Annotated in this window: 19 protein-coding genes, 1 other RNA gene and 1 other annotated feature; of the genes, 16 read left to right on the top strand and 4 right to left on the bottom strand. The window is 36.8% G+C overall.

All coding sequences use genetic code 11. The annotated features are described in order from the left end of the window. The first annotated feature begins 95 nt into the window (after window positions 1-95). From D9782_RS18170 to D9782_RS18160, 3 genes are all read left to right on the top strand, one after another. Complete coding sequence (locus D9782_RS18170; RefSeq protein WP_121605372.1) at window positions 96-1394, top strand: ArsB/NhaD family transporter; 1299 nt, start codon at window positions 96-98, stop codon at window positions 1392-1394. 107 nt (window positions 1395-1501) lie between these two features. Further along, entirely contained in the window at window positions 1502-1828 is a 327-nt protein-coding gene (locus D9782_RS18165) for a hypothetical protein (RefSeq protein WP_121605371.1), read from the top strand. 572 nt (window positions 1829-2400) lie between these two features. Beyond that, window positions 2401-2616 (top strand): hypothetical protein, encoded by a 216-nt coding sequence (locus D9782_RS18160; protein WP_121604743.1) that lies wholly within the window; start codon window positions 2401-2403, stop codon window positions 2614-2616. Window positions 2617-2737: 121 nt separating this feature from the next. On the opposite strand, the gene spoVB is transcribed toward D9782_RS18160, so the two are convergent. Continuing rightward, a complete protein-coding gene (gene spoVB / locus D9782_RS18155) occupies window positions 2738-4288 on the bottom strand; it encodes a stage V sporulation protein B (protein WP_026681258.1) in 1551 nt (516 codons plus the stop codon). A gap of 118 nt (window positions 4289-4406) precedes the next feature. Between spoVB and D9782_RS18150 the strand changes: the two genes are divergently transcribed. From D9782_RS18150 to dtd, 7 genes are all read left to right on the top strand, one after another. After that, the gene (locus tag D9782_RS18150) at window positions 4407-4700 is read left to right on the top strand and encodes a post-transcriptional regulator (RefSeq protein ID WP_034678989.1); all 294 of its coding nucleotides are present in this window, start codon (window positions 4407-4409) and stop codon (window positions 4698-4700) included. Between the two features lie 251 nt (window positions 4701-4951). Continuing rightward, window positions 4952-7222 (top strand): protein translocase subunit SecDF, encoded by a 2271-nt coding sequence (secDF, locus tag D9782_RS18145; RefSeq protein WP_121605370.1) that lies wholly within the window; start codon window positions 4952-4954, stop codon window positions 7220-7222. A gap of 282 nt (window positions 7223-7504) precedes the next feature. Next, window positions 7505-7837 carry a LapA family protein gene (locus D9782_RS18140; RefSeq protein ID WP_026681256.1) on the top strand — a complete coding sequence of 111 codons (333 nt, stop codon included), beginning with the start codon at window positions 7505-7507 and terminating at the stop codon, window positions 7835-7837. A gap of 70 nt (window positions 7838-7907) precedes the next feature. Further along, window positions 7908-10238, top strand: a complete 2331-nt coding sequence (gene recJ, locus D9782_RS18135; RefSeq protein ID WP_121605369.1) for a single-stranded-DNA-specific exonuclease RecJ — start codon at window positions 7908-7910, stop codon at window positions 10236-10238. Further along, a complete protein-coding gene (locus tag D9782_RS18130) occupies window positions 10228-10740 on the top strand; it encodes an adenine phosphoribosyltransferase (protein ID WP_026681254.1) in 513 nt (170 codons plus the stop codon). The genes recJ and D9782_RS18130 overlap by 11 nt, the downstream gene beginning before the upstream one ends. A 207-nt stretch (window positions 10741-10947) precedes the next feature. Then, on the top strand, window positions 10948-13149 hold the full coding sequence (locus D9782_RS18125; protein ID WP_121605368.1) for a RelA/SpoT family protein: 2202 nt from the start codon (window positions 10948-10950) through the stop codon (window positions 13147-13149). A gap of 44 nt (window positions 13150-13193) precedes the next feature. Beyond that, window positions 13194-13640 (top strand): D-aminoacyl-tRNA deacylase, encoded by a 447-nt coding sequence (gene dtd / locus D9782_RS18120; RefSeq protein WP_026681252.1) that lies wholly within the window; start codon window positions 13194-13196, stop codon window positions 13638-13640. Window positions 13641-14296: 656 nt separating this feature from the next. Here dtd and D9782_RS18115 read toward each other — a convergent pair. Then, the gene (locus D9782_RS18115; protein WP_026681251.1) at window positions 14297-15340 is read right to left on the bottom strand and encodes an N-acetylmuramoyl-L-alanine amidase family protein; all 1044 of its coding nucleotides are present in this window, start codon (window positions 15338-15340) and stop codon (window positions 14297-14299) included. A gap of 86 nt (window positions 15341-15426) precedes the next feature. Here D9782_RS18115 and D9782_RS23105 point away from each other — a divergent pair, with 86 nt between their 5' ends. The 4 genes from D9782_RS23105 (at window position 15427) to ssrS (ending at window position 19310) form a co-directional block, all read left to right on the top strand. Beyond that, window positions 15427-15603 (top strand): hypothetical protein, encoded by a 177-nt coding sequence (locus tag D9782_RS23105; RefSeq protein WP_162986289.1) that lies wholly within the window; start codon window positions 15427-15429, stop codon window positions 15601-15603. 61 nt (window positions 15604-15664) lie between these two features. After that, window positions 15665-15883, top strand: a binding site (T-box leader). Between the two features lie 93 nt (window positions 15884-15976). Beyond that, complete coding sequence (gene hisS / locus D9782_RS18110) at window positions 15977-17245, top strand: histidine--tRNA ligase (protein WP_121605367.1); 1269 nt, start codon at window positions 15977-15979, stop codon at window positions 17243-17245. Window positions 17246-17258: 13 nt separating this feature from the next. Continuing rightward, window positions 17259-19034, top strand: coding sequence for an aspartate--tRNA ligase (gene aspS / locus D9782_RS18105; protein ID WP_121605366.1), 1776 nt, complete (start codon window positions 17259-17261; stop codon window positions 19032-19034). Between the two features lie 92 nt (window positions 19035-19126). Beyond that, a non-coding RNA gene (gene ssrS / locus D9782_RS18100) (6S RNA) lies at window positions 19127-19310 on the top strand. A gap of 78 nt (window positions 19311-19388) precedes the next feature. Here the strand turns inward: ssrS and D9782_RS18095 are convergent. Both D9782_RS18095 and D9782_RS18090 read right to left on the bottom strand, forming a co-directional pair. Then, complete coding sequence (locus D9782_RS18095) at window positions 19389-20054, bottom strand: RsfA family transcriptional regulator (RefSeq protein WP_026681248.1); 666 nt, start codon at window positions 20052-20054, stop codon at window positions 19389-19391. Between the two features lie 89 nt (window positions 20055-20143). Then, window positions 20144-21421, bottom strand: a complete 1278-nt coding sequence (locus tag D9782_RS18090) for a replication-associated recombination protein A (RefSeq protein WP_121605365.1) — start codon at window positions 21419-21421, stop codon at window positions 20144-20146. A gap of 219 nt (window positions 21422-21640) precedes the next feature. Between D9782_RS18090 and cymR the strand changes: the two genes are divergently transcribed. Both cymR and D9782_RS18080 read left to right on the top strand, forming a co-directional pair. After that, the gene (gene cymR, locus D9782_RS18085; RefSeq protein WP_026681246.1) at window positions 21641-22060 is read left to right on the top strand and encodes a cysteine metabolism transcriptional regulator CymR; all 420 of its coding nucleotides are present in this window, start codon (window positions 21641-21643) and stop codon (window positions 22058-22060) included. A gap of 24 nt (window positions 22061-22084) precedes the next feature. Beyond that, window positions 22085-23227, top strand: coding sequence for a cysteine desulfurase family protein (locus D9782_RS18080; protein WP_026681245.1), 1143 nt, complete (start codon window positions 22085-22087; stop codon window positions 23225-23227). Window positions 23228-23243: the final 16 nt, after the last annotated feature.

Raw genomic sequence — 23243 nt, 5'->3', positions numbered from 1 at the left:
TAAACAAAAAATAATAGACGAAAAATATTTTGTTATTTTCTAACATATAGTGTATTAAGGCGTGTAAAAGTGGAAGAAAGGAAAGCAGGTGTAAGATGGAAATTATTCTTGCTACAATCATATTTATTATTTGTTATATATTTATCATGACTGAAAAGGTGAATCGTGCTGTTGTAACAATGACTGGTGGAACATTATTATTACTTACAGGTATATATACAACGGAAAAAATGCTTGTCGATTATATTGACTGGAATACGATTGCTCTTTTATTTTCAATGATGGTATTGATTGCAATTACAGAGAAGACCGGTCTATTCTCTTATATTGCGATTCGATTTGCTCAGCGCGTAAAAGGAGCGCCAATTCCATTGCTAATTGGAGCTAGCATACTAACTGGAATAGGTTCAGCTATGTTAGATAATGTAACGACTGTATTAATTTTTGTGCCTATTATCCTTAAAATCACTAAACTATTGAAACTTCCTGCGTTTCCATATCTTGTTACAATTATATTTAGCTCTAACATAGGTGGTGCAGCAACATTGATAGGTGATCCACCAAACATTATGATTGGACAAGCAGTTGAGCACTTAACCTTCTCTTCTTTTCTCATTCATGTCGCTCCAGTTGCAATCATACTGTTTGTCATTATGTTAGTATTGGTTTCTTTTTTGTTTCGAAATACATTAAAACGAAAGTCAATAGAAATTGAAGAATTAGTAAAGATTAATGCGGCATCGTATTTGAATAAAACACCAATGCTTTATCAATCGATCACAGTTCTTATACTAACGATTTCCGGGTTTTTATTTCATGCATTTCTTCATGTTGAATTAACAGCAATTGCTTTATCTGGAGCGATATTATTATTGCTTCTTACAGAGAAGGAGCTAGCTACAGAGCAAATTTTTGAAAAAGTGGAATGGGTAACACTCTTCTTCTTTATTGGTTTGTTTACACTTGTTGGTGGTCTGGAAGAGGTAGGGGTTATAGATGAATTAGCAAGAGCAATTGTCGTTTCAACGGATGGTGATTATGTAAAAACTACATTACTAATCCTATGGATATCAGGATTATTTTCTGGTGTGGTTGACAATATTCCGTTTGTAGCGGCTATGATACCGGTTGTTCAAGAATTTGAGAGTTATGGAATGGTTTATCTAGATCCAATATGGTGGTCACTAGCATTAGGAGCATGTCTGGGAGGTAATGCAACACTTGTAGGTGCTTCCGCCAATGTAGTTGTTGCAGGATTAGCTGAAGGTGCTAAACAAAAAATACCATTTATTCGCTTTTTATTATATGGGTTCCCGTTAGTCATTATCTCGCTTATTATTGCAACCATATATATTTATTTACGTTATCTAATCCCTTATATGGATCAAGTATAAGCATATTTATTCATTAAATTGATCCTAACAACTAATTACATTAATTATGAAACTTTTTAGATAATTATTCGTATAAACAAATAAAGCTATGATATGGGAGGATAACGGTGAAAAATATAGGCTTGATTATTATAACATTATGTGTGATCTTCGGTGCGAATTGGGGAATTGCTTCTATGTTTGATGCTGAATGGATTGAATTTTCCTTTTTGATTGGATTAGTATTTGTTGTGATTATTTGGTTCTTTACTTCATCAGGGGGGTATACTACAAATCTGGTGCGGATGAGTGTTCAATCGCAGACAGGAATGAAAATGGAAGAGGAGAAAAAGCAATTTACCCCCTCTATCGTTTTTTATACCGCAGTTGGTTATTTGGTGATTTCAGTTATCGTGACAATCTATTATTATAAGGATTATTTTATCTCAAGTTAACTAACTTTACTGATTTTTTTCATTTATCAACCATAGTCAATCTGTCTTAGAGCAATAAAGTAAAAGCCGAACTTCAATCAGTTTGGCTTTTATGGGTTCTAAGCTATTTGTTGTGGTTATGGTAAGCTTCATGCAGCGAAGGGAATATACAGAGCTTCCACTAAGGAGAAAAAGTACTAGGCAAACTCAGAGGCGAACCAACTCTTTCTGAATCGTTTTCCTTAACGCTGCACAAGCACTCACGTCACCAAATATTTACATACAACGATGCTTTTGAGCTTTTCCTTGTAAGTTAAGAAAGTATAAAATCAGTGCAATGACTGCGTTAAGCCAAGTAGTTATTTTGAAATGTTAGATGTATATTGGCAATGCTCCGACTAATTACTTCGCTTTCCGCGGGCACGGCCTCAACTAACTTTGCAAAGAAGAACACGTTGCAAAGTGGATTTTCGGCTCGCGCTAATCCCGCAGGAGTCTACGTAATTCGTCTCCGCTATGAGAAGGTGCAACAATTCTTGTCATAAGTAATAGGTTGACTTTTTTTACAATGGGTAAAGTGAAAATCGTTATCCGTGAGTATAAAAGCAGCTGTGTTACTTCATGCTAGCGTTGTAGAGCCTGATAATAGCGAAGGCCGGCTACTTCAACTCCTGTGGGAAATGTTTGACCTGAAGATCCACTTTTTTGAGCGGGTTTTGCTAAAAAAGTTAGCTGAAGGACAAACCCCACGGAAAGGGAAGTGGGCAGCCGGAGTGGTGGTCAAGCAAGCAGTAGCTATTATTCCATAATAGCTACTATAGGAAGCGTAGATCTGAGCATTTAGTGATAAGGACTGAGCGAATTTTGCTCAGTTTTTTTACTGTTATTTATCTTCTTTTCAGACGAGAAATTGATGTCCTATCCTCAAGATTATATCCATTTTTGTATGAATGGAATCTGCTTTAGCTCCTCTTTTGTTATAAATCTTAATAGAAACAGAAATAATACGTATATACCTGTTAGTAACAACAATAATGAAATAAATATGATAATGCCTGGATTTATATTTTCATAAATACTTTTTATAATTTGCCCTACTCCCCACGTCATTGCTAAGAGAGCAATCATTTTTACAATATCCTTCCATGGTATGCCAAAACCTATTGCTTTATATAATGAACCGAGATGTAAAAGTGTGATAAGCACGACACTTAGTGCGATTGCAATAGCTACACCCATAATACCGAAGCTGGGATTGGAAGCCAGAAAGAATAAAGCAATGAATTTACAAGCATTTCCGATAAAACTGTTCCACATGGCTGGTCTTGCTAAATCTAAAGCTTGTAGTGCTGCTTGTAAAGGAGCTTGTATATAAAGTAAAATAAAAAATGGCGCCATTAGTAGAACGAATCTGCTTGCATCCCCACTTCCGTACATATATGTTAAAATAGGAACAGAAAAAAGTGATAGTACAATGGTTGCAATTGCGCCTGAAGCAAATGATAAACGGATGGATTGATGGATACGATAATGGATTAGCGTATGATTATTTGTTGCCTCTGCCTCGGAAATCGATGGTACTAACGCAACTGACAGGGAATGCGTTATGAAGGTAGGGAGAAACAATAATGGAAGTACATAACCAGTTAATTCTCCATACTGTCTAGTAGCTAATGTACTTGATATACCAGCGATCGCTAAGCTTTGCGCTACTAATATTGGTTCAAGAAAATTCGAGAAAGAAGCAATGAGTCGACTACCAGTACTAGGTAGTGCAATAGAAAATAACTCTTTTAATGTATTTTTACTAGAAGTTAAATACGTGAAAAATCGAGTACGGATTTTTATACGCTTTTTTAAATTAAACATTTTGACCATATAAAGCAAGGAAACAAATTCTCCAAGAATAATACTAAACATGGCACCTGCTGCTGCGTATTCTAATCCGTAAGGGAGAAGTAATTTTACAAATAAGGCAACACAAGCAATTCGAACAATTTGTTCAATCACTTGGGCATAGCTTTGTGGCTTCATGTTCTGTTTTCCTTGGAAATATCCTCTGAGAACTGAGGAAATGGCAATGATCGGTATAATAGGACTAATCGCTAATAATGGATAAAGTGTACGTTCATCTGTTAACAAAGTGGATGCTATAAAAGGCGTTGCTACAATCATTGCCGTGGTAAAAATAATGCTTGAAATCCCTGTTACAACGAGAGATACAATTAGAATTTTTTTAATTTTGGCGTGATCACCACGAGCTTCTGCTTCTGCAATTCTTTTTGATATTGCAACAGGCAATCCAAGCTGTGTAAGTGTAATGACAAGAAAAAAGGTTGGGAGAGCCATCATATAGAGACCAACGCCTTCTTCTCCCATAAGTCGTGCTACAACAATTCGATTAATAAAGCCTAGAAAACGAGTAATCATGCCAGCTAGTATCAAAATGAGCGTACCTTGTAAAAATGTTTGTTTGGTCATTCTGTCGACCTGCCTTCTCAAAAAATAAAATTTCATATACAATGATATATATGCTACTAAATGGGCCAAGCATGACAAGTTGCTCAATTTTTACTACTCCGAATAAGGAGGGATTGTTTTGGAAATTGTACAAACTGTATCAGAATGGAAAGCAATGGTTATACCAGCATTAGAGAGTAAGGCAAAGGAATTTCACTTAATGGGATATGAACGAGCATCGACAGAGGATGTTTGGGCTTGTCTTGTACAAAAAGTATGGAAGGGAGATCCAGAAAAGCGTATATATGAAGTAGTGCAGGATATTTTTCATTTAACAACTGCTACGTATATAAGTTATCTGACAATTTCTGCCTACCAGAGTGACGATTTAATGGCATCGATAGCAGCCGTCACAAATGACCCTAGCGAATAATGAGAAAATACATAAATTGTAACTCAATAAAGAATACACTTTACACGCAGTTTAATGATTCGATATCAGATAAAGGCGGACATTCTATGTTAAGAAGAACGTCTTGGTAACCTGCATGTTGCAGTATAGAAAAACAGACGTAATTTGTTTTCAGCCGATGACTGAAATAAATGATTCCTACCAAGAGGAAAATGAAGTAAGGGAAGCAGTTCTGTTTATAAGATGCGGGATAAAAGGGAGGACAATTATTAATGAAAAGTAGAGGCAGAATTGTTGCCTTTTTTCTAATCGTGCTTGTATTTGCAGGTTTGATTGGATCAACGGTTACAGGAATTACAAAGGATATTAAATTGGGATTAGATTTACAAGGTGGATTTGAGGTTCTATATGAGGTTGAACCGGTAGATAAAGATCAACAGGTTGATAGAAGGTTATTGGAATCGACCGTAGAGATGTTGAACGACCGTGTGAATCGATTAGGTATTAGTGAGGCTAGTATTGATATTGAGGGCGAGGATAGAATACGTGTTCAATTAGCTGGCGTAGAGGACCAGTCAGAAGCACGGGATCTTTTATCAACAACAGCACAATTATCGTTTCGCGATGTAAACGATAAGGAATTATTAGATGGAACAGATGTTAAAGAAGGATCAGCAAAACAGGATTTTGATCCTAATAGTAATCAACCGATTGTTTCATTACAGCTTAAGGATGCGAAAAAATTTGGTGATGTTACAAGTCAAATAAAGGATATGGAAAATCCGGATACGCCATATGATGATAACCTTCTTGTAATTTGGATGGATTATAAGGAAGGCGATTCATATGCAGCAGAGTATTCTAAAGAGGATCCTAAGTTTGTTTCCGCACCACGAGTAAGCAAAATATTAAATACGACCAATGTTATGATAAGTGGTAATTTTACCGTTGAATCTGCTAAACAGCTAGCAGATATTATAAATTCTGGTTCACTACCAGTACATATGTCAGAAATATATTCCACATCAGTCGGTGCGCAGTTTGGTGAACAAGCATTAGATAAAACTGTATTTGCAGGCTTTGTTGGTGTAGGAATAATATTTCTGTTTATGATTGCTGTTTATCGTTTTCCAGGTTTCATTGCAGTAATTAACCTAAGTATTTACATTTATTTAATTTTAGTAGTTTTTGAATTAATGCATGGTGTATTGACCTTACCAGGTATAGCTGCGCTCATACTCGGTGTGGGTATGGCTGTAGATGCCAACGTCATTACTTTCGAGCGGATTAAGGAAGAATTACGTGCTGGTAAGTCCATTATGGCCTCGTTTAAAGCCGGAACAAAGAATTCATTATCGACGATTTTGGATGCCAATATTACGACGTTATTAGCAGCTTCTGTATTATTTATCTTTGGGACAAGCTCTGTAAAAGGGTTTGCTACTATGTTAATTGTTAGCATTCTTGTTAGCTTTCTAACAGCAGTCTTTGGGACACGATTGTTACTTAGTCTTTGGGTAAAAACGAAACTTTTCAAAAATCGCCCAGGTTGGTTTGCGGTTAAAAGAGAAGATATTAAAGATATTGCTGTTAAAAATACAGAAGAACCGAAGATGTTTAACCGTCAAATTAATGTTGTGCAGCATCGTAAGAAATTCTTTATAATATCCATTTTTATGGTGGTTATCGGAATTGCTTCATTGTTCTTATTTAAACTAAATCCAGGAATTGATTTTACAAGTGGATCTAGAATCGAATTATTAGCGGAAGAAACAATTGCTAAAGAAGATGTTCAAACAGGCTTTGAAGAATTAGGAATAGAAGCAAAATCGATCGTATCTTCTGGTGAAAATGGAGAGATAGCAGTAGCGAGATTTGATAAAGTTCTTTCAGAGGATAAAATTGCCGAAATAAAGGATTATTATATCGATCAATATAATATTGAACCAAGTGTAAGTGTAGTATCACCGATTGTAGGTCAGGAGCTAGTCAAAAACGCTGCATATGCAGTAGCGATTGCTTCTGTAATTATGATCATCTATGTCACGATTCGCTTTGAATTCTTTTTTGCTATCACAGCAATCATTGCCTTGCTACACGATGCCTTCTTTACCGTGGCGATTTTTAGTATTACGCAAATAGAATTTGATGTAACCATAGTGGCTGCTATTTTAACAATTGTTGGTTATTCCATTAACGATACGATTGTTACTTTTGATAGAATTAGGGAAAATCTCCGTAAGAAGAAAAAAGTCAAGTCGTTCAAAGAGCTTGCTGTGATTGTGAACAGAAGCTTGGTGCAAACATTTGTCCGAAGTATTAATACTTCTATAACGACATTAATTGCGGTATTAGCATTTTTATTCCTTGGTGCTCAATCCATTGGTGGATTTGCCATTGCGCTTGCAGTAGGGTTAATAGCTGGAACGTATTCTTCACTATTCTTAGCTGCCCAATTATGGTTAGTGTGGCGCGGGAAAATGATTAAGAAAAAGCCTGTAGACTTTACGAAGAAAAAACGTGTTGAAGGACCTCAGGTATAACTATTGATAACCTCTGTTACGAACAGCGTAACAGAGGTTTTTTAATTGATGTTTTTAAACCACAGGCTCTGCCTGTGTGAGAATTCAACTTGTAGAGTTGTAACAGAAAAATCTCCTTTATGTTTCTAATTGGGAGCTTCTGTTCGTAATGTAAACTAGCATAAAGGGTGTTATATAAGGGAAATCTAAACGCATTCCATGTAGATAATCCATCATAGAATTGTTTCATCCTTGAAATAAATGGGAAACGGTTGTATAAAGGGAAATGATAGGAGGGATTAAATGAAGGGTCAAACATATGTGATTTTTGCTATTTTATTTACTATTATTGTTGCGGTTTTTGCAGTCACAAATGTGGAATCTGTTGAAGTTAATTATTTATTTTGGACTGGAGAATCGCCGCTTATTTTAATTATTTTGTTTTCTGTTTTAATGGGAGTTATTATTACAGCAGCTGCTGGTACATTAAAAATTTTTCGGTTGCAACGTGAAATGAAACAAATCAAAGCCAAAAATAAAGAATTAGTAAACAAACTTGAAGACGCTGGTGTCTCTACTAATATTGATTCAAAAGCGATGCAATCAAGCGGTGAGCAAGAAGATAGTAAAGGATAATGAAATATTGTATTTCTAGTTGCTACCCCTGACTTTATTTATGTATAATAGATTAGTCAGGGGTGAAAAAATGTTAAAAAGTAAAGCAAAATGGAATTTTACAAATATAGAGGATGATGCCATACATTGGATGGACAATTTACATCACTTATCCCCTGTTATTCAAGAGCTTTTACTACAAAGAGGAATAACAACCGAAGATGCTGCCTCTAAATTTCTTGCACCTGATTTATCCGATTTACATAATCCAGATGGACTCTTATCTATGGATAAGGCAACACGTCGTGTTCATCAAGCAATTGAACAACAAGATAAGATTCTAGTTTTTGGTGACTATGATGCTGATGGTGTCAGTTCAACGACAGTCCTATTAAAAGCGTTGCAGGAATTAGGAGCTACATGTGACTTTTATATTCCCAATCGTTTCACAGAGGGTTATGGACCGAATGAACAAGCATTTCGTCAGGCTTTTGAAGAAGGCTACCGATTAATTATAACAGTTGATACTGGCATTGCTGCGATTCATGAAGCAAAAATAGCAAAAGAACTTGGCATCGACTTGATCATTACAGACCATCATGAGATTCAAGAAGAACTGCCAGATTGCTATGCGATTATACATCCAAAGTGTTCACCTGATTATAAATTTCAAGAGTTAGCGGGAGTAGGGGTCGCGTTTAAGTTTGCAGAAAGCTTACTAGGCTATTTTCCAAACCATTTATTAGCTTTTGCGGCAATTGGTACCATTGCAGATCTAGTTCCATTGGTGAATGAAAATCGAATTCTTGCTTATTACGGGTTAAAAGCATTAACAGCTACGGATAACTATGGGTTGAAAGCATTAAAAGCTGTATGCAAAATAGAAGGCGAAGTAACTGAGGAAGATGTAGGTTTTTTAATAGGTCCTAGAATTAATGCTGTTGGGCGACTTCAGGACGCGGATATGGCTGTACATTTGCTAATGACAGAAAATAAACAACTAGCACAGGAAATGGCTGAGGAAATAAATGCTATTAACCAAGAAAGACAACAAATTGTCAGTCGTATTGTAAAAGAAGCAGAGCAAATGGTAGATAACACTGATAATCAAGGAGTTATCATTGTTGCTAAAGAAGGCTGGAATGAGGGTGTATTAGGTATTGTTGCATCCAAATTAGTTCGGAAATTTGATAGGCCAGCTATTGTTCTGGCTATAAAACCAGACAGTGGTGTAGCTAAGGGGTCTGCAAGAAGTATACCTGCGTTTGATTTGTTTCAAAATTGTATGACGATAAAGCAGTTGTTTTCCAGTTTTGGTGGTCATTCACAGGCTGCCGGAATGACCATTCAGCTTGACCAGCTTTCTGCAGTACAATCTGCATTAGATGAACTAATACAGAGTAAGTTAACGGAAGAAGATTTTAAGCAAGTCATTCATGTAAGTCAGACCATTACGATTCCAGAAATTTCAGAAGAGCTGATTCATGAAATTAATCAATTAGCTCCTTTTGGTATGGATAATCCAAAACCTGTTTTTCATATTAAAAATCTTCCTACTCAAGCAAGGCAAATTGGTAGTATGAAAAATCATCTAAAGCTACAATTTAAGGAAGAGAATACAGTATTAGACGGTATTGGCTTTGGCATGGGAGAACTTTATGATTATTTAACACCTCATACTGAAATAAATGTAGTAGGAGAGTTAGGTATAAATGAGTGGAATGGAATTCGCAAACCTCAAATGATGATTCAAGATTTAAGCATAGCGGAATGGCAATTGTTTGATCATCGAGGTAAAAGAAATGTCAATAAGTTAAATTTTATGGAATTTGAAGATGATTTTCTTATCGTACGTAATGGTAATCAGCAATCATTCGATGATGCTATTCCACAAATAACCTATCAATGTAATTTAGAGCAACTGCAAGAAGTAGAGACGTTGTTTATTTATGATTTACCAAATGAACTTACTGCGTTAAAACAGTTAATTCAAATGACAAAGCCTACTAATATTCATGTGTGTTATTATGTGGAGGATAGTACGTATTTGCGAGCATTTCCAACAAGAGAAGAATTTAAATGGCTCTATGCACTTCTCATGAAACAGAGGGAAATCGATTTAAAACAAGCAATTTCAGGTATCATGCAATCTAGAGGTTGGAATAAAGATAAAGTTTTGTTTATGCTAAATGTGTTCCATGAATTGGAATTTGCCTTAATTGATAATGGTATGCTGAGGCTACAAGCAAAGCCATTAAAACAAGACTTACAATCTTCAATGATTTATCAAGATCGATTACAGCAGGCTGAGATTGAGAAGATACTTTATTATTCTAGTTATGAGGAATTGAGAAAGTGGTTTACGGAAGAATGTATGGATTATTTGGGACGTCCCAAGGAGGAACTTAGTTATGGATTATAAAAAGCATGTAAAAATTGTAGAAGATTGGCCAAAGGAAGGAATAAAATTCAAAGATATAACGCCTTTGATGGCAGATGGTGATGCTTTTCGTTCAGCAGTTGATGAGATCGTTGAATATGCAAAAGAAAAAGAAATAGATATAGTAGTTGGTCCAGAAGCAAGAGGATTTATTATTGGCTGCCCTGTTTCTTATGCACTCGGGGTAGGATTTGCACCAGTTAGAAAGGAAGGTAAGCTTCCTCGCGAAGTTGTGAAGGTGAACTACGGTTTAGAATATGGATCTAATATTTTAACCATCCACAAGGATGCTATAAAACCTGGACAGCGTGTGTTGATTACAGATGATTTACTTGCTACAGGTGGCACAATTGAAGCGACCATTAAGCTAGTTGAAGAACTAGGTGGAATTGTAGTAGGTTGTGCTTTCATCATTGAATTAAGCTATTTAGATGGATTAGAGAAATTGCAAGGTTATGACGTCCTGACACTTATGAGTTATTAAGCAGGAGATAGGTCTGACGATGATATAGATCGTTAGGCCTATTTATGTATTAATACATACTTATTTTAGACGGAATTACATATATAAAACTTTACAAATTTTAACGATGGACACATACAAAGGAAAAGCATATAATTGATATATTTAATAATAATATCAATTTAAGGTATAATTTGAAACTTGAGACAGCGAATAAAGGTGATTTGAATGGCAAAAAGCGATATTATGACAATTGATGACATTTTGGAAATGGCTGGTCAGTATTTAACATCAGGAGATACTGATTTTATTCGCCGGGCATATGAATTTGCTGAACAGGCGCATGCCGATCAGTTTCGGAAATCTGGTGAGCCTTATATTATCCATCCAGTTCAAGTGGCAGGGATATTAACGGAACTTGAAATGGATCCAGAAACAATTGCCGGAGGCTTTCTTCATGATGTAGTAGAGGATACGGATGTCACTCTTGAAGCAATTGAAGAAGCATTTAATCATGAGGTCGCTATGCTAGTAGACGGGGTAACTAAATTAGGTAAAATTAAATATAAATCAAAGGAAGCTCTACAAGCAGAGAATCATCGAAAAATGTTTGTAGCAATGGCGAAAGATATTCGAGTCATATTAATAAAATTAGCAGATCGATTGCATAATATGCGAACATTAAAGCACTTACCTCCAGAAAAACAACGAAGGATATCCAATGAAACGTTAGAAATCTTTGCACCATTGGCACATCGACTTGGGATTTCAACTATTAAATGGGAGCTTGAGGATACTGCCTTACGTTATCTAAATCCACAGCAATATTATCGAATTGTACAGCTGATGAAGCAAAAAAGGGATCAGCGAGAATCCTATATTGAAGAAGTGATGGATGAAGTTTCCAATCAACTTAAGGATATGAATATTGATGCAGAATTGTCAGGAAGACCAAAGCATCTATATAGTATTTATCGCAAAATGGTAAAGCAGAATAAGCAATTTAATGAAATATATGACCTACTTGCAGTACGTATTCTTGTTAATAGCATTAAAGATTGCTATGCAGTGTTAGGGATTATTCATACATGCTGGAAGCCAATGCCTGGAAGATTTAAGGATTATATCGCAATGCCAAAGCCCAACCTATATCAATCCCTTCATACAACCGTTATTGGTCCGAAAGGCGACCCTCTTGAAGTGCAAATCCGTACGAAAGAAATGCATGAAATTGCTGAATATGGAATAGCTGCACATTGGGCTTATAAGGAAGGAAAACGAGTTAATAACGACAAAAAATCATTTGAAGAGAAGCTAACGTGGTTTAGAGAAATTTTAGATTGGCAAAATGATACACATGATGCAGAAGAATTTATGGAATCTTTGAAGGTTGATTTATTTTCGGATATGGTATATGTCTTTACACCAAAAGGGGATGTCATTGAACTACCGTCAGGATCCATTCCATTAGATTTTGCCTATAAAATTCACACAGAAATAGGTAATAAAACTATTGGTGCAAAAGTAAATGGGAAGATGGAGCCGCTTGATTATAAACTGAAAAACGGTGACATTATTGAAGTGATGACTTCGAAGCATTCTTATGGTCCGTCGCAGGATTGGTTAAAGATCACACAGACATCGCAAGCTAAAAATAAAATAAAGCAGTTCTTCAAAAAGCAACGTAGAGAAGAAAATATTATAAAAGGAAAAGAAGCGGTTGACAAAGAAATCCGTAACCTATCGATCGAGCCAAAGGATGTTTTGACACAGGATAACCTGCAGCGTATTTATGAAAAGTTTAATTTTTCTAGTGAAGACGATATGTATGCGGCTGTTGGTTATCAAGGGATAACGGCTGCATTAATTGCTACAAGATTAACCGATAAAATAAGGCAATCCAAAGAAAAAGAGCAAGACCTAGCTCAAACTATTGAAGAAGTAAAATCAGAGGTAAAACAATCTAAAGCTCATAAAAGAGATTCTGGTGTTAAGGTAGAAGGAATAGATAACCTTTTGGTTCGATTATCCAAATGCTGTAATCCTGTACCAGGAGACAATATTATTGGCTATATTACCAAAGGTAGAGGCGTTTCTGTGCATCGCACGGATTGTCCAAATGTGCAAACAGAGGAAGCGAAGCAGCGGTTTCTTCATGTTGAATGGGAAAATGATCGTACAGATCAAAAGCAATACCATGTAGATCTTGAAATCTCTGGCTATGATAGACGTGGACTAGTAAATGAAGTATTACAAGCGGTAAACGAAACAAAAACAAATATAACCTATGTAAACGGCAGATCGGATCGCAATAAAATGGCTGTTGTTCAAATCACAATCCTTATTCATAATACGGGGCATCTCCGAAAAATAGTTGAACGTATAAAGCAAATTACTGATGTTTATACAGTAACACGAACGTTACAGTAGACGCTGAACATTCACGAAATAAAATCGCAAAAGGGGTATCAAAAGTGAAAGCAGTCATCCAACGCGCAAAGCAAGCAAGTGTAGCTGTAAACGATGAAATTATTGGAGAAATAGACTTTGGTTTTGTCGTATTACTAGGTATAACGCATGGAGATACGATAGATGATGCGGCTTACTTAGTAAACAAAATTATAAATTTGCGCATTTTTGAAGATGATCATCAAAAAATGAATGTATCTTTAAAAGATGTCGGTGGAAGTATACTATCGATCTCTCAGTTCACCTTATATGGCGATACTCGAAAGGGTAGACGACCAAATTTTATGAATGCAGCAAAACCGAGTGAGGCATCGAAACTCTACCATCAATTCAATGAATTAATTCAACAAGAAGGTATTCAAGTGGAGACAGGCAAATTTGGAGAAATGATGGATGTGCAATTCACGAATTCTGGCCCAGTTACATTAATTATAGACAGTAAAGATAAGTAATCGGAAATGGTTGTATTATTTCAGGCTGTCGAGAAACTTTTTCTCGGCAGTTATTTTTATAGTCTAGGACATTAAAAGATTTAGCCCATATGGATAAATACGGGCGTGTTGAGCCACGTCTAGTGTCCAGAAACTAGGCGACTTCACGAATTGCCCTACGATGAATCATTATCGGCTCGCAAGCTCACCTTTATCTCCGTTGACTCGCTTGCGCTTTTGTTCTATGGGATATTAGCTTTGTTCAAGCTTCAAAGAATGTAAAAGCGTCCTAAAACAGTTTTACAAAGTTTATACATCATATCCATAAAAGAAGGAGCAGGAAAACAAGCAGCCATGTCAGTAGCTTGTCCGGACGAAAAGAAGGTTATCTCCTATACTTGCCTGTCTAAGCTATGCGAAAGAGCGTTATGGCATGCTATTGTGTTATCCTTACAAGAGGTTCAGTCAAGGAAAAACTTGTAGTTTTTATCGTGTATATAACTGGCAGTAAGTTCCCCACTTCAAGCAATAAAGTGAAATCAATCTTAGTAAGTAGGAAATCGACTGCCAGTCTAGTTGGCTTAAGGGACTCTAGGTCATACCCTTGTGGTACTAACAATCCATGAAGGATAAACAAACTCGGATTGAAGTTTCACTTTGTTAGCTGATTGCGATAGCTATTTACTTGCAAAATATTTTGCGAGACCATTAACTATTCCTGATACCAACTCTTTTTGATATATAGTTGTTCGGAGTGAGGATTCTTGTTCAGGGTTGGAAATAAACCCAAGCTCTACTAGAACAGATGCTTGTAAATTCTGCCGAAGCACTAAGAAGTCACCATGGGTTGTTCCTCGGTCTTTCGAGTCTGTAGCTTTTATCAACTCTGATTGGATAGAAGCTGCTAATTGATTATTTGCTTCCTGGTAGTAATATGACTCAATTCCGGTAACCTCGGGCAATTCAGGCACACTGTTATAGTGAATGCTTATAAATACATCTGTCTTCACCATATTGCTAAAGCTGACTCTACTACCTAATGATACGAACTCATCACGTGGTCTTGTTATTCTTACATCAGAACCAAGTATGGTTAGCTCTTGTGCTAATTCTTGTGCTGTTAAAAAAGCAATATCTTTCTCAAAGATATTTGATGAACCAATAGCCCCAACATCTCTACCTCCGTGTCCAGCATCAATCACAATCGTTTTATTCTTGAACGTACTTGAAGAGGGTACTTCTACTTTGTCAATAAGTGGTTTATATACATATCCATGAATGTTCTTGTTCTGTATTTCATACCATTGTCCTTCTACAGAAATAACTTGAAAGGAGCTACCTTTTTCAGCAAAATATGCAATCTTATACTCTGTTGAAGGTCCGTTACGAATTTGTGTATGGTCATTGGGGATCGTTATGGATTCTGGGGGTGTATCAACTGTAGACTGCTCATTATTCTCTATAATGCTTAAATATGTCTCGATAATCCAGCCTGTGTCATTCTCTAATTGAACTTGAATCCATTCTCCTTGTCGCTGTATAATGGAAAAAGTATCATTGGTTCCGGCTTGTCCAATCGTTTGATAATTGGTTCCCGGACCATTTCGAATGTTAACATTATCGCCTTTGATGATAGCTGTGTCAGCATAGCTAACCATTGGAGTTAAAAATAACCAAATCATGATGGAACAAACCGTTATACGAACTTTACGTAAATACATAACAACCTCCTTGTTATGTTTTACTTTAGTATAATAAAAACACTCTTTCTAGGCAAAGCTAATGGTAATGGATAGGAGGAGTGTAGATGATGCGATCGGCAGATAAACAATGGCATTCACATCACCAAAATGAAGTGTTCGGTGTGAATCTCCATAAGTTTATGGAGATGGAAGGGCATGCAAATCACATGGAAATTGCTCAGGAATTAGGCATTTCTTTAGGAGAAGTAAAAATGTTAAAGAAAAAAATAACTCGTGCTTGACAGAAGTAGTTGGAAAGATTAATATAATATACATTCATGATTACGAATTCGATAGTTAAAAAATATGCCGATGAGGGAAAAAGTAATTGAAACCCAATTGGATAGAGAGAAAATGCCTTAGGCTGAAAGCATTTTTACAGTTGGTCCAATGAAAGACATTCCTGAGGTTTTATATCGAAATAATAGTAGATATAAACGTTTTGCAGGCGTTAACTGTGTAAAGCGGATGTATGTAATACATCAACTAGGGTGGCAACGCGGGTAAACTCTCGTCCCTTATTTTATTATAAGGGTCGGGAGTTTTTATATTTTAAAGAGGACTTGTATATACATAGTCATCACAAAGCAAAAATTAAAAGCAGGGGGTTTTGGTATGAGTTATAAAGCACCTAGGGGAACAGCTGATGTTCTACCACAGGATGCAAGTAAATGGCAGTTTATCGAACGAAAAATAAAAGAGGTATGTAATAGATACCACTTTCATGAAATACGGACACCCTTGTTTGAACATACAGAAGTATTTCAACGTGGTGTTGGTGATTCAACAGATATTGTGCAAAAAGAAATGTATACATTCGAAGACCGTGGTGGTAGAAGTATAACACTTCGTCCTGAAGGAACTGCCTCTGTTGTTCGTTCATTTGTTGAAAATAAGCTGTTTGGTTCAGCTAACCAACCAGTAAAATTGTATTATTTTGCGCAAATGTTTCGTTATGAACGACCACAAAAAGGCCGCATGCGCCAATTACATCAATTCGGAGTGGAAGTACTTGGAAGTGCTGATCCTGCAATTGATGCAGAAGTTATCGATTTGGCTATGAGTTGTTATAGAGAAATGGGATTGAAATCATTAAAGTTAGTAATCAACTCTTTAGGTGATAAAGAAAGTCGAACTGCTCATCGTCAAGCATTAATTGATCACTTTACTCCACATAAAGAGGAGCTATGTGGCGATTGTCAATTACGATTAGAAAAGAATCCATTACGTGTATTGGATTGTAAGAAAGATCGCGAGCACCCATCTATGAAAACAGCTCCATCAATCTTAGAATATTTGAATGATGAATCAACAGATTATTTTAATCAAGTGAAAGAATATTTAACGCTAATGGGTATTGAATTTGAAGTGGATAAAAATATGGTCCGTGGTCTTGATTATTATAATCACACGACATTTGAAATTATGAGTGAAGCGGAGGGATTTGGCGCTATTACTACGTTGGCTGGTGGCGGCAGATATCATGGTCTGGTTGAAGAACTAGGTGGACCTGCGACACCTGGTATTGGTTTTGCAATGGGACTTGAGCGCCTATTAATGGCTCTTGAGGTAGAAGAAAAAGAAATACCTGTAGATGATACATTGGATTGCTATCTAGTTGCAGTTGGAGAAAGACCTGAAAAAGAAGCTGTACGTATTATGCACAATCTTCGTAAGCAAGGTATTCAAGTAGATAAGGATTATCAAGGGAAGAAAATGAAAGGGCAATTTAAAGCTGCAGATCGTTATCAAGCAAAGTACGTATTAATTTTGGGAGAGGATGAGCTGCAACAACAGCATATCGCTGTTCGCGAAATGCGTACAGGTAATCAAGAGAATGTTCCACTGGCAGAGTTGGAAGAAGTTATAAAGGAAAAGCTTTGAGGAGGAAATAGTAATGAGTGAACATCAACGTATAATGGCAGGAACGCTTGGAGAAGCAAATGTCGGTGAAACGGTATTATTAAAGGGATGGGTGCAAAAGCGTCGTGACTTAGGCGGTTTAATCTTTGTTGATCTTCGTGATAAATCAGGTATTGTACAAATTGTATTTAACCCTGATCATTCGGCGACAGCTATGGAAATTGCCGAAACAATTCGAAGTGAATATGTGGTAGAGGTAAAAGGGAAAGTAGTAAAACGGGACGTTTCAACGATTAATCCATTAATGACTACTGGTACCATTGAAATAATTGTTGCAGAAATTGCCATTTTAAATAAGGCAAAAACACCGCCTTTTACGATCCAGGATGAGACTGATGTTGCAGAGGATCTGCGCTTAAAATACCGTTACATTGATTTAAGACGCAAACCTCTGCAGGAAACATTTAAACTTCGTCATCAAACAACACAAGCGGTACGTAACTTCCTTAACCAACGTGATTTTTTGGAAATGGAAACACCTATTCTGACAAAAAGTACACCAGAAGGTGCTAGGGATTATTTAGTACCAAGTCGTGTTCATGATGGGGAATTTTATGCATTACCTCAATCACCTCAGTTATTTAAACAGCTCATTATGATGGGCGGATTTGAGAGGTATTACCAAATTGCTCGTTGCTTCCGAGATGAGGATTTACGAGCTGATCGACAGCCTGAATTTACTCAGATTGATATTGAAACATCGTTTCTATCAAGCGATGAAATTATGCAGATGACTGAGGAAATGATGAAATATGTGATGAAGGAAGTAAAAGGTATAGATATCTCCTTACCGCTACCAAGAATGGCGTATGATGAAGCAATGTCTCGATATGGTTCAGATAAGCCAGACACAAGATTTGGTATGGAATTAATTCATGTATCAGAGGTGCTTAAAGATTCAACCTTTAAGGTTTTCCAAAGTGCCATTGAATCTGGAGGTAGCGTTGCTTTATTAAATGTAAAAGAGCAGGCCGCAAATTATTCAAGAAAAGATATTGATAAACTAACAGATTTTGTTAAGGTGTATGGAGCTAAAGGACTTGCATGGCTAAAAGTGGAAGGCGCGGATGTCAAAGGTCCGATTGCTAAATTTATTTCGGAAGATGAAAAAGCGGAGTTATTAGCAAATGCAAGTGCAGAAGACGGCGATTTACTGTTGTTTGTAGCTGATAAAAGCAATGTAGTTCATGACAGCTTAGGTGCACTTCGATTGAAGTTAGGGAAGGAACTAAAATTAATTGATGAATCAGCATTTCATTTTCTTTGGGTAACAGATTGGCCGCTATTAGAATATGATGAGGAGTTAGAAAGATATTTTGCAGCACATCATCCGTTTACTTCTCCAGCAGAGGCTGATATAGATAAATTAAAATCTGACCCAGCTAGTGTTCGAGCAAATGCATATGATCTTGTTCTCAACGGCTTTGAATTAGGTGGAGGTTCGATTAGGATTCATAAAACAGACCTACAGAAGGAAATGTTTGATGTATTAGGTTTTTCTGAAGAAGAAGCAAAAGAACAATTTGGATTTTTATTTGAAGCACTTGAATATGGAACTCCTCCCCATGGCGGTGTTGCATTAGGGCTAGACCGAATTGTTATGCTATTAGCAGGAAGAACGAATCTTAGAGATACGATTTTGTTTCCAAAGACTGCATCTGCTTCCGATTTGTTAACAAATGCACCAAGTGAAGTAGAAAAAGTACAGTTAGATGAATTATCCATCCAGTTAAACCGTAAAGATAAGTAATTGAAAGCTATCTCATTATTGCTTTTTGAAGAATACACGTGTTAAAATAATATCAAAGCTTATGCAAGGTTCGATGAATAATAGTATTTAACGCAATCCTGATGTGTGCGTCCATGAAAAGTGTTTTGACCGAACAACTGTATACTTGGGAGTTCGAAGTAGTTCCTATGTTGCGTACGTGCCTTGAATTAGGAAGTACAATAAATATAGGACAGAGCACCCACCTGCCGTGAGCGGGATCAAAGCTTCATACTGGACGGCACGATCGGGATTGTGTAAAAAACCCTAAATTGCAAAAAGGATTACCTCCTTTGGCAATTTAGGGTTTTTTGCTAGCAAGATAGACGGAATCTGTTAATTTGACCCTTGTGCTAATTGCTGCAAGTTTCCGTTTTTATCCATGCGAAATGCCGGTGCAGGCATGGAACCTTGATCATCCAAAACGGTCATTTTACGTGCTCTTTCCATAATTTGAATAAATGCTTGATAGTCCTCTTGAATAGTAGACAACTGTGTTTTAGTTTGTTCTAATTCTTTATTCAATGTATCTACTTGTTCTCTTAATTTTTTATTCTCGTTTTCCACTTGCTCAAGATTTGCTTTTGATTGGTTGGAAGAAATTGTTTGTTTTTTAACGTCCTTTAAATAGCGTATTACCATATCCATTGTCATCGATGAATCAGCTTGTACAGCTGGGACGTCGTTTTGCTGTGTATCTTCCTCTTGTACGTGATTCTGAGGTAAAGAAACTACAGGCTTTCTGATTGTTTGGCCGCTTTTAGCCATGGCACGCTTCTTCTCTTTACGTTGACGCTTTGCCAGATCAATAGCATTCACATATTTCATCCGAATCTCAGCATTCCAGCGAAAGCCGCATGCTGCTGATGTACGGTTCAATTTATCACCGACTTCTTCAAAAGCATTTAATTGGGTGCTCCCCTCTCTGATATGGCGTAATACGGTTTCAGCCAATAATAAATCATCTTCATGTGACCATGCGTCTTGTCTTACCTTTACCATTATGTTCAACTCCTTTAGTAATAACAGCTTCAATAAATAATAGATTTAGCTTTACATTCATTGTTACCGCAGGAGGTTTATCTTATACGTCAAATCTTTTTATCTTGTTGTATTTTTTCATAAACTTGTTTCATAGCCTGTTCAAATTTACCTGTCGCTTTTGGATGATAATACTGTTTATTTTTTATAGAATTAGGTAAGTACTGCTGATCAATCCACCCATTATCATAATTATGGGGGTATTTGTATTCATTGCCCCTGCCTAATGACTTCGCACCTTGATAATGTGAATCTTTTAGATGTAACGGAATATCACCGCTCTTACCCTGGCGAATATCTGCCAAAGCTGCATCAAGTGCTTTATATGCGGTATTGGATTTAGGGGACAAACACAATTCTACAATAGCTACTGCAAGTGGTATTCTTGCCTCAGGAAAGCCTAATCGCTCTGCGGCCTGTACGGCATAAATTGCTCGAGGACCAGCTTGTGGGTTTGCAAGCCCAATATCTTCATACGCTGTTACGATCATTCGTCGAGCAATACTATCTAGATCACCAGCCTCAATTAATCTACCTAAATAGTGAAGGGCAGCATCAACGTCACTACCACGAATTGACTTTTGAAAAGCAGAAAGTACATCGTAATGAGCGTCTCCATCCTTATCATGTGAAAAGCTCTTTTTTTGCATACACTCTTCAGCGGTATCTAAAGCAATAGCAATCTCATGCTGTTCGTTTTCAGGGGTTGATGAAACTGCTAGTTCCAGTCCATTCAGTGCAGCGCGCATATCACCGTTTGCACTTCTAGCGAAATGCTCGAGTGCATCATCAGAAAGCTTTACTTGCTGCTTACCCAGCCCGTTTTCTTGATCTGCTATTGCTCGATTGATCGCTTGTTTCACATGCTCTGTTGTTAAGGGCTGCAATTCGAATAAATGACACCGGCTACGAATAGCGGGATTAATGGAATGATAAGGATTACTAGTGGTACAACCAATCAGAATGATAAGATTGCTCTCTAAATGAGGCAGCAGAAAATCTTGTTTTCCTTTATCTAAACGATGAACTTCATCGAGTATGAGCACAACCTGACCTAACATTTTAGCTTCTTCGACAACGATCTCCATATCTTTCTTTTTATCTGTCACTGCATTCAGTGATTTAACCGTCTTTCCTAAACTTTTTGCTAGAGCAAATGCCATGGACGTCTTACCAGTTCCCGGTGGCCCGAATAAAATCATCGATGCTAATCGCTCAGCAGTTACCATACGTCGAATGATTTTACCTTCCCCAACTAAGTGCTCTTGTCCAATAATCTCGTCAATATGTCCGGGTCTCATACGAAATGCAAGTGGTTTTAATTTCATTTATACCTTCCTTTATAATATAATAAAACATTGTTTCAAGAAGATTGTTCATAAAGAGATATGCGAGGTAGCATGATTAAAATAGAAGTAATGCTACGATATAATGATTACATACACTACCATACAATTCAATTCGATAACATGCATGAAGAATGCGTTCCATGCTATAATATCATGTATTAGTATTAATGGAACGTAATTTAAATTGAGGTGTAATAAATGAAGATTTCTACAAAGGGAAGATATGGATTAACAATTATGATTCATTTAGCTAAGCAGCATGGAAAAGGACCGACTTCTTTAAAACAAATAGCTAAAGAGAATAACTTATCGGAACATTATTTAGAGCAGCTTGCTAGCCCACTACGTAATGCAGGGTTAATAAAAAGTATTCGTGGTGCTTATGGTGGTTATATATTAGCGAAAGAACCAATTGATATAAAAGCTGGTGACATTATTCGGGTATTAGAAGGCCCTATTACACCTGTAGAGGGAATAGAGGATGAAGAACCTGCCAAGCAGGCGCTTTGGCTACGAATTCGTGATGCTGTTAAGGATGTCTTAGATACCACGACTTTAAAGGATTTATCCGAACATAATAATGAACAGCCGCAAGAAGCATATATGTTCTATATTTAATGCAAGCAGGAAGGAAAGATAAACATGGAACAAATTTATTTAGATCATGCAGCAACAACGCCGATTCATCAAGATGTCTTGGATACCATGTATAACGTAGAAAAAGAAGTGTTTGGTAATCCATCAAGTGTTCATTCATTTGGTAGGAAAGCAAGGCACCTGCTTGATGAAGCAAGACTCGTAATGGCTAGAAGTATACAAGCTAAGGAAAGAGAAATTGTTTTTACAAGTGGGGGAACGGAAGCTGATAATCTTGCATTAATAGGTGCTGCTTTAGGTAATCGAGATAAAGGTAACCATATTATTACGACAGTACAAGAGCATCATGCTGTCCTGCATACCATTGAGAAATTAGAAGCAGAGGGTTTTAGCGTGACCTATTTACCTGTTGATCAAGATGGTTTGGTTTCTACAGAAGATGTACGACGTGCACTAACGGATGAAACTATTTTAGTTTCGATAATGTTTGTAAATAATGAAACTGGGGTTATTCAGCCGATCCAAGAGATTGGACAATTGCTACACGAACACCAGGCTTATTTTCATACGGATGCTGTCCAGGCTTATGGACTAATCGATATTGACGTAAATTTGCTAGGCATTGATCTGCTGACAGTATCTTCACATAAAATAAATGGACCTAAAGGGATAGGTTTTTTATATGTTCAAGAGAATGTACAGCTTCAGTCTTTACAATTTGGCGGTGAGCAAGAAAGAAAACGTCGGGCTGGGACAGAAAATATTGCTGGCATAGTTGGATTTCAAAAAGCCGTTGAGCTTGCTATGGAAAATAAAGTTGAACGTAATGAATTGTATAGCTCCTATAAAAATCTGTTTCTTCGCCTGTTAGAAGAAAATGGTGTTGAGTTTCAAGTAAATGGGGATGTTAAGTCCACGATTGCATCGATTGTTAATATTAGCTTTCCAGGTACAAAAGTAGAAGCGCTTTTGACGAATTTTGATTTAGAAGGCATAGCTGCTTCAAGTGGTAGTGCTTGTACAGCGGGATCTGTAGAGCCTTCTCATGTATTAACAGCGATGTTTGGTAAAGAACATGAATGTACAACAAACTCAATTCGGTTTAGCTTTGGAATTTTCAATACAGAGGAAAATGTAGAGCAAGCTGCATTACGTGTTGCAAAAATTGTGAAGCGATTAGCTCGTTAAAAAGGATGGATAAATC

Source organism: Virgibacillus sp. Bac332 (genome assembly GCF_003667785.1).
Lineage (GTDB): Bacteria > Bacillota > Bacilli > Bacillales > Amphibacillaceae > Virgibacillus > Virgibacillus salarius.
The sequence above is the reverse complement of the archived record's forward strand: the minus strand, read 5'-3'. Positions and strand labels throughout refer to the sequence as shown.